Origin of the sequence: Pseudomonas antarctica (assembly GCF_001647715.1) — a bacterium.
GTDB lineage: Bacteria > Pseudomonadota > Gammaproteobacteria > Pseudomonadales > Pseudomonadaceae > Aquipseudomonas > Aquipseudomonas antarctica_A.
In genome coordinates, this window is record NZ_CP015600.1 from 652,567 (window position 1) to 665,108 (window position 12,542).

10 protein-coding genes are annotated in these 12,542 nt (G+C 61.0%); 6 read left to right on the plus strand and 4 right to left on the minus strand.

The features are described from left to right. Positions 1 to 45 precede the first annotated feature (45 nt). Together A7J50_RS02645 and A7J50_RS02650 are read left to right on the plus strand one after the other, a co-directional pair. On the plus strand, positions 46 to 2,532 hold the full coding sequence (locus A7J50_RS02645; protein WP_064450420.1) for a circularly permuted type 2 ATP-grasp protein: 2,487 nt from the start codon (positions 46 to 48) through the stop codon (positions 2,530 to 2,532). Then, complete coding sequence (locus tag A7J50_RS02650; RefSeq protein ID WP_064450421.1) at positions 2,532 to 3,422, plus strand: transglutaminase family protein; 891 nt, start codon at positions 2,532 to 2,534, stop codon at positions 3,420 to 3,422. The genes A7J50_RS02645 and A7J50_RS02650 overlap by 1 nt, the downstream gene beginning before the upstream one ends. A gap of 46 nt (positions 3,423 to 3,468) precedes the next feature. On the opposite strand, the gene A7J50_RS02655 is transcribed toward A7J50_RS02650, so the two are convergent. Then, complete coding sequence (locus A7J50_RS02655) at positions 3,469 to 3,651, minus strand: hypothetical protein (RefSeq protein ID WP_064450422.1); 183 nt, start codon at positions 3,649 to 3,651, stop codon at positions 3,469 to 3,471. A 334-nt stretch (positions 3,652 to 3,985) separates the two neighbouring features. Here A7J50_RS02655 and azu point away from each other — a divergent pair, with 334 nt between their 5' ends. Then, complete coding sequence (gene azu, locus A7J50_RS02660) at positions 3,986 to 4,432, plus strand: azurin (protein ID WP_064450423.1); 447 nt, start codon at positions 3,986 to 3,988, stop codon at positions 4,430 to 4,432. Positions 4,433 to 4,600: 168 nt separating this feature from the next. On the opposite strand, the gene nadE is transcribed toward azu, so the two are convergent. The 3 genes from nadE to A7J50_RS02675 all read right to left on the minus strand — a co-directional run bounded on the left by nadE (position 4,601) and on the right by A7J50_RS02675 (position 7,748). Then, the gene (gene nadE / locus A7J50_RS02665; protein ID WP_064450424.1) at positions 4,601 to 5,428 is read right to left on the minus strand and encodes an ammonia-dependent NAD(+) synthetase; all 828 of its coding nucleotides are present in this window, start codon (positions 5,426 to 5,428) and stop codon (positions 4,601 to 4,603) included. 3 nt (positions 5,429 to 5,431) lie between these two features. After that, a complete protein-coding gene (gene pncB, locus A7J50_RS02670) occupies positions 5,432 to 6,646 on the minus strand; it encodes a nicotinate phosphoribosyltransferase (RefSeq protein ID WP_064450425.1) in 1,215 nt (404 codons plus the stop codon). A gap of 214 nt (positions 6,647 to 6,860) precedes the next feature. Continuing rightward, positions 6,861 to 7,748, minus strand: a complete 888-nt coding sequence (locus tag A7J50_RS02675; RefSeq protein ID WP_064450426.1) for a LysR family transcriptional regulator — start codon at positions 7,746 to 7,748, stop codon at positions 6,861 to 6,863. Positions 7,749 to 7,902: 154 nt separating this feature from the next. On the opposite strand from A7J50_RS02675, the gene A7J50_RS02680 reads away from it, so the two are divergent. The 3 genes from A7J50_RS02680 to A7J50_RS02690 all read left to right on the plus strand — a co-directional run bounded on the left by A7J50_RS02680 (position 7,903) and on the right by A7J50_RS02690 (position 12,372). Further along, positions 7,903 to 9,393: an aldehyde dehydrogenase family protein gene (locus A7J50_RS02680; protein ID WP_064450427.1), complete on the plus strand. Its 1,491-nt coding sequence runs from the start codon at positions 7,903 to 7,905 to the stop codon at positions 9,391 to 9,393. A 172-nt stretch (positions 9,394 to 9,565) separates the two neighbouring features. Continuing rightward, complete coding sequence (locus A7J50_RS02685; RefSeq protein WP_064450428.1) at positions 9,566 to 10,849, plus strand: NAD(P)/FAD-dependent oxidoreductase; 1,284 nt, start codon at positions 9,566 to 9,568, stop codon at positions 10,847 to 10,849. 386 nt (positions 10,850 to 11,235) lie between these two features. Next, a complete protein-coding gene (locus A7J50_RS02690; protein ID WP_064450429.1) occupies positions 11,236 to 12,372 on the plus strand; it encodes a branched-chain amino acid ABC transporter substrate-binding protein in 1,137 nt (378 codons plus the stop codon). The last annotated feature ends 170 nt before the right edge of the window (positions 12,373 to 12,542 follow it).

Here is a 12,542-nt window from a genome sequence, read left to right on the forward strand (position 1 = left end):
GAATTTGAGTTAATCTGACTTCCCTTGCCTTCTGCCGAGCGTTCCATGCCCGACTTGCTCGACCGTTACCCGCTGACCGCGGGCACTTATCACGAACTGCTGGACGACAGTGGCGCGGTGCGTGCCCATTGGCAGCGCTTGCTCGATCACCTGCAACGCAGCACGCCTGCGCAACTGGCCCAGCGCCAGGCACTGCTGACCCGGCAGATCCAGGAAAACGGCGTGACCTATAACGTCTACGCCGACCCCAAGGGCGCGGATCGCCCGTGGGAGCTGGATTTACTGCCCCATGTGCTGGCCGCCGATGAGTGGCAGCACCTGTCGGCCGGTATCGCCCAGCGGGCGCGCCTGCTCAATGCCGTGCTGGCCGATCTGTATGGCCCGCAGCGATTGATCAAAGAGGGCCTGCTGCCGGCTGAGCTGGTGTTTGGGCATAACAATTTCCTGTGGCCCTGCCAGGGCATTCAGCCGCCGGACGGCGCTTTTTTGCACCTGTATGCCGTGGACTTGGCGCGCACGCCGGATGGCCGCTGGTGGGTCACCGCCGACCGCACCCAGGCACCGTCGGGTGCCGGTTATGCGTTGGAAAACCGTACCATCGTGTCCCGTGCGTTTCCGGACTTGTACCGCGATCTGCAGGTGCAGCACCTCACCGGTTTCTTCCGCACGCTCCAGGAAACCCTGGCCCGCCAGGCCCCCAGCGACGACCAGTCGCCGCTGATCGTGCTGCTGACCCCGGGGCGATTCAACGAAAGCTATTTCGAACACCTCTACCTCGCGCGCCAACTCGGCTACCCGTTGGTGGAGGGCGGCGACCTCACCGTGCGCGACAGCACCGTGTTCCTGAAAACCCTCAGCGGCCTGCGCCGGGTGCACGCGATCATGCGCCGCCTGGACGACGACTTTTGCGACCCGCTGGAGCTGCGCACCGACTCGGCCCTCGGCGTGCCCGGCCTGCTCGATGCCGTGCGCCAGGGCAATGTGCTGGTGGCCAATGCCCTCGGCAGTGGCGTACTGGAGTCGCCCGGGTTGCTCGGCTTTTTGCCGAAGATCAACCAGTTCCTGTTCGGCGAAGAATTGATCCTGCCGTCGATCGCCACTTGGTGGTGCGGTGAAGCGCCGGTGTTGGCCGAGGCTTTGGAGAAGCTGCCGGATTTGCTGATCAAACCCGCGTTTCCGTCGCAAAGCTTCAGCCCGGTATTTGGCCGCGATTTGAATGAGGAACAACGCCAGGCCCTGGCCGAACGCATGCGCGCAAGGCCTTACGCCTACGTCGCGCAGGAGCTGGCGCAACTGTCCCAGGCACCGGTGTGGCACACCGTCGACGACCATTTGCAACACCGTGCCATCGGCATGCGCGTGTACGCCGTGGCCAGTGATGACGGCTACCGTGTACTGCCCGGCGGCCTGACCCGCGTGGCGGCCGAGGCGGATGCCGAAGTGGTGTCGATGCAACGCGGTGGCGCGAGCAAAGACACCTGGGTGCTAAGCGAACGCGTTGCCGGTGGCGAGCATTGGCGTGCACAACGGGCGATTGGTGCCCATGACCTGGTGCGCCGCGACCCTTATCTGCCCTCTCGCGTGGTGGAAAACCTGTTCTGGTTTGGCCGCTATTGCGAGCGCTGTGACGACAGCGCGCGTTGGCTGCGTATCGTGCTCGCGCGTTATGTCGACGGCGACGATCCGCTGGCCTTGCAGGCGGCGGTCGAGCTGGGCGAGAGCTTGCGCTTGTTGCCGGAGGAGGGCGAGTTGCCTGAGCGCCTGCTCGCTGCCTTGCTGGGTGATGACTGGCCGTCGAGCCTGCGCGCCAACCTGCAGCGCCTGCAGTGGGCGGCGTCCCAGGTGCGCGGCAAGCTGTCCCGGGAAAACTGGCAGGCCCTGGTCGAACTGCAACGCGAAGCCCTGGAGCTGGAAAGCGAAACCCCGGATTTTGGCGAGTTGCTGGATTTCCTCAACCGCCTGGTGATGTCCCTGGCGGCGCTGTCCGGCTTTGCCCTCGACGACATGACCCGCGACGAAGGCTGGCGCTTTTTGATGATGGGCCGGCGCATTGAGCGCCTGCAATTTCTGAGCAGCAGCCTTGCGGCGTTCCTGCGTGGCGTGGCGGTGTTCGATCAGGCGGGGCTTGAGTGGCTGCTGGAGTTGGGCAATAGCAGCATCACCTATCGTTCGCGCTACCTGGCGGTGCCGCAGCTGATTCCGGTGCTCGACCTGCTGCTGCTGGACGAGCAGAACCCGCACGCGGTGCTGTTCCAGCTGAAACTGGTCAGCCGTACCTTGCGTCGCCTCAACGATGACTTTGCTGTGCCTCGTGAAACCGGGCTGGCGCCGTTGGTGGAGCGCCTGGCGTGTTTCGACCTGGGTTGCCTGGAGAACCCGTTGTTTGGTGAGTCCAGCGTGCGTGCCGCGCTGGATGGCCTGGCTGACTTGCTGCAAGCAGTCGCCGATGAGAGCGGGCAAGTGTCGGATCGCCTGGCCTTGCGCCATTTTGCCCATGTGGATGATGTCAGCCAGCAAACGGTGTCGGTGTGATGAGTGCGCGCTACCAGATTTTCCACGATACCCACTACCACTACGACAGCCCGGTCTCCCTGGCCCAGCAACTGGCGCATCTGTGGCCACGGCCTTGTGCCTGGCAGCGTTGCGCCTCGCAGCAACTGGATATCAGCCCGGAGCCGTCTTCGCGCCGCGATGAGCTGGACGTGTTTGGTAACCCCATTACCCGGCTGGCCTTTGAGCGGCCCCACGATGAGTTGCTGGTGAATGCCGGGCTGACCGTGGAAGTGCTGGCGCGGCCGGTGTTGGATTTCCAGCAGTCGCCCGCCTGGGACCAGACCCGCGACAGCCTGACCTATAGCAGCCGGCCGGTGTCGGTGGAACTGGTCGAAGCCTGCCGCTATCGCTTCGAATCACCCTACGTGCACCTGAAAAAAACTTTCGTCGAGTTTTCCGAAAGCTGTTTTCCGCCCGGCGAGCCATTGCTGCTGGGTGTACAGGCGCTGATGGAGAAGATCTTCAGCGAGTTCACGTTCGATGCCGAAGCCACCCAGGTCGCCACGCCGCTGGTGGAAGTGCTGGAGCGCCGTCGCGGCGTGTGCCAGGACTTCGCCCATCTGATGCTCGCCTGCCTGCGCTCGCGGGGCCTGGCGGCGCGATACATCAGCGGTTACCTGCTCACTCAGCCACCGCCCGGCCAGCCACGGCTGATCGGCGCCGATGCGTCCCACGCGTGGGTCTCGGTGTATTGCCCGGTGTCGGGCTGGGTAGATTTCGATCCGACCAACAATGTGCAGCCGGCACTGGAGCACATCACCTTGGCCTGGGGCCGTGATTTCTCAGATGTGTCGCCGTTGCGGGGGGTGATTCTGGGGGGAGGGAGCCATGACCCGGAGGTGCGGGTGACGGTGATGCCGCTGGAGTGAGGGTGGGTTGGGGTGAGCAGGGAGGGCCTGCTCACCCCAACAGAATTTATTCAGCCGGGTCTTTCGGTGTTTCGGTTTCGTCTGTCGCCACTTCACCTTCAGCATCCGGGTTCAGTGCACCTGCTTCTTCATCTGCAGTGGCTTTCTTGCGTTGCAGCTTTTCCTCTTTCTTCTGCTCCTTGGCCAAGTCTCTCTGACGTTTGGCGAAGGAGTAATTAGGTTTGGCCATGGGCGATCCTCTAGGGTCGAAGGTGAGGGTGGGGCGGCGCGCAGCTGCCTTGGGTCGCTATGGTAGCAGCTTAGCACCTCGCTTGGCCTTCACTTACCGCAGGCGTACGCGGCCAGCAGGCCGTTGAACAGTTGGTTGAGGTGCATGGCGCGGGCTCCAATGGGGTATGGGCCGATCATAAGCGGGTGGCAGATCTTTGGCTGGTAGATTGTGTTGATCAGTCTGATAGCCTAAAGTTGTATACAATCTGTTGATGCAGATCATAAGAATTCAAACCTGCTTGAGGCACCCTTGTCCCAATCCGCGTTATTTAAACCCTGCCTTGGAGATTCACATGTTTGCCAAACTCGTTGCTGTTTCCCTGCTGACTCTGGCGAGCGGCCAGTTGCTTGCTGCAGAGTGCAAGGTCACCGTCGACTCCACCGACCAAATGTCCTTCGACAAAAAGGCCATTGAAATCGACAAGAGCTGCAAGACGTTCACCGTTGAGCTGACTCACTCCGGCAGCTTGCCGAAGAACGTGATGGGCCATAACTGGGTGCTGAGCTCCGCCGCCGACATGCCTGGCATTGCCAGCGACGGCATGGCTGCCGGTATCGACAAGAACTACCTGAAAGAAGGCGACACCCGCATCATCGCCCACACCAAAATCATTGGTGCCGGTGAGAAAGATTCGGTGACCTTCGATGTGTCGAAGCTGGCTGCCGGTACCGACTACGCGTTCTTCTGCTCGTTCCCGGGCCACATCTCGATGATGAAAGGCACTGTGACCGTCAAGTAAGCCGATTGCGGTCGAAAAAAAAGCGCCTTGCGGGGCGCTTTTTTGTGGGCGGTCTGTAGTACCGCGTTATCGTTCTTCGCGAGCAAGCCCGCTCCCACCGTTGACCGAGTTCCAGCATGAGGATGCGGTCAGCGGTGGGAGCTGGCTTGCCTGCGATGGCGATCTACCTCACGGCGCGAATGGCATGACCCGCTTGTGCTCGGTCTTGCGGTAGGTGTCGCAAATGATCCGGAACGCTTCCTCACGCACCGGCTCTCCGTGCAGGAAGGCGTCGATCTCGGCGTAAGTCACGCCGTGGGAGGCTTCGTCCGGCTTACCTGGCGACAAATCTTCAAGGTCCGCCGTCGGGATTTTCTCTACCAATGATTCCGGCGCACCAAAGTGCCGAGCAATCGCCCGTACCTGGTTTTTCACCAGCCCGCTCAACGGTGCCAGATCGCAGGCGCCATCACCGAACTTGGTGAAAAAGCCCATCACCGCTTCCGCCGCGTGGTCGGTGCCGATCACCAGGCCACTGGCCGCACCGGCGATGGTGTACTGCGCCACCATGCGCATGCGCGCCTTGGTGTTGCCCAGCACGAAATCGCGGGACACCGCGGCCTTGCCTTCAAACGCCGCCACTTCACTGGCCAGGGATTTTACCGCCGGGCCGATGTTCACAGTGTGGCGCTCGTCCGGCTCGATGAAGTCCACCGAGGCCTGGGCGTCGATTTCATCGAACTGGGTTTCGTAGGGCAGGCGCACGGCGATGAAACGGTAGGCGTCATCTCCGGTGCTGGCGCGCAGTTCCTGCATCGCGCGTTGAGCCAAAAGGCCGGCAGTCAGGGAATCGACGCCGCCGCTGATGCCCAGCACCAATGTCTTGAGCCCGGAATTGCGCAGGCAGTCCTGGATAAAGGTTACGCGGCGGGCAACTTCAGCCTCCAGGGCGGCCTGGTCCTTGAACGGTGCTTGGACCTTGAGCTGCTGCGCAATCTCACGCTGTACGGCTTGCATGATTCACTCCTTGCTGGAAAGGGCAGGTACTTTAAAAACGTGACGCAAATAGGCGACGAAATTCGGGTCGGTGCAGTGGGTCTTGCCCGCTTCATCAGAGATTTTCGCGACGGGCTGACCATTGCAGGCGGTCATTTTAAGCACGATGCTCATTGGCTCAACACCTGGAATGTCGCAGGTCAGGTTGGTGCCGATACCAAAGCTCACATTAATGCGACCCCGCAACGCGCGGAATATCTCCAGCGCCTTGGGCAGCGACAGGCTGTCGGAGAACACCAAGGTCTTGCTCATCGGCTCGATACCGAGCTTGTGGTAGTGGGCGATGGCTTTTTCGGCCCATTGCACCGGGTCACCGGAGTCATGGCGCAGGCCATCGAACAGCTTGGCGAAGTACAAGTCGAAGTCGCTGAGGAAGGCGTCGGTGGTGATGCAGTCGGTCAGGGCGATCCCCAGCAGGCCACGGTATTCGCGGACCCAGCAGTCGAGTGCGGCGATCTGGCTGTCGATCAGGCGCGGGCCGAGTTGCTGGTGGGCCATGATCCACTCGTGGGCCATGGTGCCGAGCGGCTTCATATCGAACTCACGGGCCAGGTGCACGTTGCTGGTGCCGACAAATCGCCCGGGGAAGTCATGCTTGAGCACGCTCACCACTTCTTCCTGCACCCGGTACGAGAAGCGCCGGCGCGTGCCGAAGTCGGCCACTTGCAGCTCCGATAGCTCGTCGCTGCTGGCGTTCGCCGTCAGCCAATCGAACTTGCGGTACAGCTGCTCGCGGGCCTGTTCAAGGATCACGGTCTGGTAGCGGTAGCGGTTACGCACTTCGCTGACGATGGCCAGCATCGGCACTTCAAACAGGATCACATGCAGCCACGGCCCGCGCAGGCGGATAAACAGTTCGCCATTCTCGATGCCGGTTTGCACATAACGAAGGTTGAAGCGGAACAGCCCGAGGAAGCGCAGGAAGTCCGGCTTCATGAAGCTGATGCGCTCCAGGAAACCCAACTGGTCTGGGCTCAGGCTCAGCTCGGCCAGGCGCTCGATCTGGTAGCGGATTTCCGCCAGGTACGGGCGCAGGTCTTCACTGTTGCGGCAACGAAACTCCCATTCAACGTCCACATTCGGGTAGTTGTGCAGCACCGCCTGCATCATGGTCAGCTTGTAGAAGTCGGTGTCGAGCAGGTTCTGCACGATGCGATCGGCAAACACACTCTCGCTCATAACGGGAATCTCCAGACGGATCGGCGATGGGCGCCGACCTTTACGCACAATTAAGGAATGGCGCTAGTGGCGCATAGACCTGTGTTGTTTTGCCAGTGATTTTTTTGGAGTGGCCACTGGCCCTATCGCAGGCAAGCCAGCTCCCACCGTAGAAATGCATTCCAAATGTGGGAGCTGGCTTGCCTGCGATGGCGGTGGTGCAGCCAAAAAATAACTAAACCTGCTCCATCATCCACTTCACAAAGTCGCGCACCTTGGGCACTTCCGCCGAATGCTCCGGGTACGCCAGGTAATACGCATCCTGGCTCGGCAACGCATGCTGCCAAGGAATCACCAACTTGCCGTCGGCCAGTTCTTCTTCCACCAGGAAACGTGGCAGCAGGGCCACGCCACAGCCGACCTGCGCCGCGCGGATGCACATATAGAAGGTGTCGAAACGCGGCCCGTGATAGCTGTGTTCGGTGTGAAAGCCCTGGCTGGCGAACCAGTCATGCCAGCCTTGCGGCCGCGAGGCGTTTTGCAGCAGCACCAGGTCACTCAATTGCGTGGGGTCGGTGAATGCCTGTGCGGGCAGGCTTTCCGGCGCGCACACAGGCACCAATTCTTCGCTGAACAGTTTCAGGCTTTCCGTGCCGGGACGTGAGCCCTGGCCGAAATAGAACGCCATGTCCGCCTTGCCTTGCAGCAACTCGTCCGGTTCCTGTTCATTGCACAGGTCCAGGTGGATTTGCGGGTGGCGCAAACGCCAGCCCTTCAGGCGCGGCACCAGCCAGCGCGCGCCGAAGGTGTAGGGCGTGGACACGCGAAGTACTTCGGTCTCGCCGCCGTAGGAGCGCAGGTAATGGGTGGACATCTCCACCTGTGTGAGGATTTTTCGCACTTCCACGAGGTACAAATCGCCCGCCGGGGTCATCTGCAAGCGGCGGCGCACCCGGCGAAACAGCAGGTGCTGCAGCAATTCTTCCAACTGGGCGACCTGTTTGCTCACCGCGCTTTGCGTGAGGTTCAGTTCCTCGGCGGCGCGGGTGAAGCTCAGGTGGCGGGTGGCGGCTTCGAAACACTGCAGGGCGGTGATCGAGGGCAAATGTCTTTTGTTCAGCACGGCACGCCTCTTTTTATTCTTTGCATGAATAAACGGAATGATATCTCGCCTAATCGTCGTTTGTTGGCAAGTCTTGGGCCAGCTACAAATAAGGTCTGGATCGCCGTGTGGGCCGCGGCGCAATTTTTTTGTTTGTAGATTGAAGGAGTGACCCATGGTTGCCGCATTGCTTGACCGTCTCGGGGTAAACCCGGCGCTGTACCAGTCGGGTAAACAACCCGTGCATTCGCCGATTGATGGCAGCCGTATTGGCAGTGTGCACTGGGAAGGTGCCGCCGAGGTGGAGCAGCAGGTCAGTCGCGCCGAGCATGCATTCGACGCCTGGCGCAAAGTACCGGCGCCGCGTCGCGGCGAGCTGGTGCGTCAGTTTGGTGATGTGCTGCGCGAATATAAGGCCGACCTGGGCGAGCTGGTGTCCTGGGAAGCCGGCAAAATCACCCAGGAAGGGTTGGGTGAAGTGCAGGAAATGATCGACATCTGCGACTTCGCCGTCGGTCTGTCCCGCCAGTTGTACGGCTTGACCATCGCTTCCGAGCGCCCGGGCCACCACATGCGTGAAACCTGGCACCCGCTGGGCGTGGTCGGCGTGATCAGCGCCTTCAACTTCCCGGTCGCCGTATGGGCGTGGAACACCACGCTGGCGCTGGTGTGCGGCAACGCGGTGATCTGGAAACCGTCGGAAAAGACACCACTCACCGCATTGGCGTGCCAGGCGTTGTTCGAGCGCGTACTGAAGAAATTCACCGATGCCCCCGAGTACCTCAGCCAAGTGATCATTGGCGGCCGCGACGCCGGCGCTGCACTGGTGGATGACCCGCGTGTCGCGCTGATCAGCGCCACCGGCAGCACCCGCATGGGCCGCGAAGTGGCGCCGAAAATCGCCGCGCGTTTCGCCCGCAGCATCCTCGAGCTGGGCGGCAACAACGCGATGATCCTCGGCCCAAGCGCCGACCTGGACATGGCCGTACGCGCGATCCTGTTCAGTGCCGTCGGCACTGCCGGCCAACGCTGCACCACCCTGCGCCGGCTGATCGCCCATGAGTCGGTCAAGGAAGAAATCGTCACTCGCCTCAAGGCCGCTTATTCCAAGGTGCGCATCGGCCACCCGCTGGAAGGCAACCTGATCGGTCCGCTGATCGACAAACACGGTTTCGAAAACATGCAGGACGCCCTGGAACAAGCCTTGAGCGAAGGCGGCAGGGTGTTCGGCGGCAAGCGTCAGTTGGAAGATAAATTCCCGAATGCCTACTACGTATCGCCAGCGATTGTGGAAATGCCTGAGCAAAGCGACGTGGTGTGCACCGAAACCTTCGCGCCGATTCTGTATGTCATTGGCTACAACGACTTCGCCGAGGCACTGCGCCTGAACAATGCTGTGCCGCAAGGCCTGTCTTCGTGCATCTTTACCACCGATGTGCGTGAAGCCGAGCAGTTCATGTCGGCGGTGGGCAGTGACTGCGGCATCGCCAACGTCAATATCGGCCCGAGCGGCGCGGAAATCGGCGGCGCGTTTGGCGGTGAGAAAGAGACCGGTGGCGGGCGTGAGTCGGGTTCGGATGCGTGGCGCGGGTATATGCGTCGCCAGACCAACACCGTGAACTACTCGCTGGAACTGCCGCTGGCGCAGGGTATTACGTTCGACTGACCCCTCACGTCGCAGTGCAGTCAATGTGGGAGCTGGCTTGCCTGCGATGCAGACACCTCGGTGTGCCGGGAACACCGAGGTGATGCTATCGCAGGCAAGCCAGCTCCCACATTTGATGGTGTTTGCAATTCAAAATAATTGTTGTTTGTTAGGTCCTCTCCGGAGTCTGGCAATGCCATTACGCGAAGCATGTTTGTGGGAACACCTTACCCCTGGCCGGCCGGATCGCGCCGCGCTCAAGGGCGAGGTCAAGGTGGATGTGTGCGTGATCGGCGCCGGGATTACCGGTTTGTCGGCGGCCATTCACTTGCTGGAACAGGGCAAAAGCGTCGCCGTGCTGGAGGCACATCGCACCGGCCATGGCGGTTCCGGGCGTAACGTCGGGCTGGTCAACGCCGGCCTGTGGATTCCCCCGGATGAGATCGAAGCCGGTTTCGGCGAAGCGGTGGGCAGCCAGCTCAACCGCATGTTGGGCGCGGCGCCATCGCTGGTGTTCAGCCTCATCGACAAATACAACATCGATTGCCAATTGCGCCGCGAGGGCACCTTGCACATGGCGCACAATGCCCGTGGCGAGGCGGATTTGCGCAGCCGTGAAGCACAATGGAAACGCCGTGGCGCGCCGGTGGAGTTGCTCACCGGCCAGGCCTGCGAAGAGGCCACAGGCACTAAAAAAATTGCCGCTGCGTTGCTCGACCGACGCGCCGGCACGTTGAACCCGATGGCGTATACCACTGGCTTGGCCAATGCCGCCGCCGGCCTTGGCGGCCAACTGTTTGATCATTCCCCGGTCACCCAGCTTGAACGCCAAGGCGCGCACTGGTCAGTGCAGACCGCCCAGGGCTCAGTGCAGGCGGCACAAGTGGTGATCGCCTCGAATGCCTACACCGAAGGTGAGTGGACCGAGCTTCGCCGCAATTTCTTCCCCGGCTACTACTACCAGGTTGCGTCAGCCCCTCTGACCGATGACGCCGCCCAGCAGATCCTTCCCGGCGGGCAGGGCTCGTGGGACACGCGTCAGGTACTCAGCAGCATCCGCCGCGATGCCGATGGCCGCCTGTTGCTCGGCAGCCTGGGCAACGGTAACCAGAAACCGGCGTGGTTCCTCAAGGCATGGGCCGATCGGGTGCAGCAGCACTACTTCCCGTACCTCAAATCGGTGCAGTGGGAATACACCTGGACCGGTTGTATCGCCTTCACCCCGGACCACTTGATGCGCCTGTTCGAGCCGGCGCCGGGCCTGGTCGCCGTAACGGGTTATAACGGGCGTGGTGTGACCACCGGCAGCGTCGTGGGCAAAGCATTTGCCGACTACTTATGTCACCAGAACCCCCAGGTGTTACCGATCCCCTTCGCGCCGATGCAGCCGTTGGCCGGGGTGGGCCTGCGCAGTTGTCTCTATGAAGCAGGTTTTTCGCTGTATCACGCCGGGCAATGCCTGCGGATCGTGATCTGATCAGCGAAATACCGCTCAGAAGCCTGCATTTTCTTAGCAGCCTACTAATCTGTATTGGTGCAAGTCGTAGCAATCACGCACTGTAAATGTGCAGTTCCGTTACGCACATTGTTACAGGTGCAGGAACGACCGTTTATCCGCCTGGTTGCAGGTGCGACCTGCCAGGGTTGTACTTTTTGGGTCCATTGGTTGCACCTTCCGATGCTAGACGGTTGCACGTCCTGGCAAAAGGAGTCGAAACGCCTGTAATAACAATGACACCGTGTCTTTTTGAAGAATAAAAACGTAATGGCACGCGCCTTGCTCTTGGCTTTCTCTGAAAGTTTCAGTTGAAGGTTTGCATTGAATTCGTAGTGCCAATAAACAAAAACCTCGGAGCACCACTCATGTCCCAGACGTTTTACAAGAAAGGCTTTCTGGCCCTCGCCATTGCAACGGCGCTGGGTGTTTCTACGTTTGTTCAAGCTGATGTGAAGATTGGCGTGGCGGGCCCGATGACGGGCGCCAACGCAGCTTTCGGTGAGCAGTACATGAAGGGTGCCCAAGCGGCAGCCGATGTGATCAACAAGGCCGGCGGGATCAACGGCGAGCAGATCAAACTGGTGGCCGGCGACGACGCCTGTGAGCCAAAGCAGGCTGTAGCGGTGGCTAACCGCCTGGCAGACCAGGACAAAGTGATCGGCGTGGTCGGGCACTTCTGCTCCTCCAACACCATTCCTGCCTCCGAGGTGTATGCCGATGCTGGCATCATCATGATCACCCCAGGCTCCACCAACCCGACGGTCACCGAGCGCGGCCTGTCGGCAGTGTTCCGCATGTGCGGCCGTGATGACCAGCAAGGCATCGTCGCCGGCGACTACATCGTCGACGTGCTCAAGGGCAAGAAGGTCGCTGTTATCAACGACAAAGACACCTACGGCAAAGGCCTGGCTGACGCTACCGCTGCCCAGTTGACCAAGCGCGGCGTGAAGCCGGTGCTGGAAGAAGGCCTGACCCGTGGCGAGAAAGACTTCAGCGCCCTGGTCACCAAAATCCGCTCCACCGGTGCTGACGTGGTTTATTTCGGCGGCCTGCACCCGGAAGCCGGTCCACTGGTTCGCCAGATTCGTGAAGCCGGCCTCAAAGACGTCAAGTTCATGTCCGATGACGGCATCGTGACCGACGAACTGGTCGCGACCGCTGGCGGCAAGCAGTACGTCGATGGCGTGTACATGACCTTCGGCGCTGACCCGCGCCTGCTGCCGGACAGCAAGACCGTGGTGGAAGAGTTCCGCAAAAACGGCACCGAGCCTGAAGGCTACACCCTGTACGCCTACGCTTCGATCCAGGCCCTGGCAGCCGGCTTCAACGGTGCCAAGTCCGACAAGGGCGAAGATGCAGCCAAGTGGCTGAAAGCTCACCCGGTTAAAACCGTTATGGGCGAGAAGACCTGGGACGCCAAGGGCGACCTGAAAATCTCCGACTACGTGGTTTACCAGTGGGACAAAGACGGCAAATACCACCAGCTGGAAAAGCAGAAGTAAGAATAAACACGATCGTTTAAGCGCCTCGATCCCCTGTGGGAGCTGGTTTGCCTGCGATAGCGGTTGCACATTCAACACAGGTGTTGGTTGTCAGTCCGTCATCGCCGGCAAGCCCGGTTCCCGCAGGGGGCGTGGTTGCCCGTCCCATCGTGTCAGGCATCAAGTCTGTC

Coding starts and splice junctions, on each gene's coding strand:
- A7J50_RS02645 (WP_064450420.1), top strand. CDS start 46: ATGCCCGACTTGCTCGACCGTTACCCGCTGACCGCGGGCACTTATCAC.
- A7J50_RS02650 (WP_064450421.1), top strand. CDS start 2,532: ATGAGTGCGCGCTACCAGATTTTCCACGATACCCACTACCACTACGAC.
- A7J50_RS02655 (WP_064450422.1), bottom strand. CDS start 3,651: ATGGCCAAACCTAATTACTCCTTCGCCAAACGTCAGAGAGACTTGGCC.
- azu (WP_064450423.1), top strand. CDS start 3,986: ATGTTTGCCAAACTCGTTGCTGTTTCCCTGCTGACTCTGGCGAGCGGC.
- nadE (WP_064450424.1), bottom strand. CDS start 5,428: ATGCAAGCCGTACAGCGTGAGATTGCGCAGCAGCTCAAGGTCCAAGCA.
- pncB (WP_064450425.1), bottom strand. CDS start 6,646: ATGAGCGAGAGTGTGTTTGCCGATCGCATCGTGCAGAACCTGCTCGAC.
- A7J50_RS02680 (WP_064450427.1), top strand. CDS start 7,903: ATGGTTGCCGCATTGCTTGACCGTCTCGGGGTAAACCCGGCGCTGTAC.
- A7J50_RS02685 (WP_064450428.1), top strand. CDS start 9,566: ATGCCATTACGCGAAGCATGTTTGTGGGAACACCTTACCCCTGGCCGG.
- A7J50_RS02690 (WP_064450429.1), top strand. CDS start 11,236: ATGTCCCAGACGTTTTACAAGAAAGGCTTTCTGGCCCTCGCCATTGCA.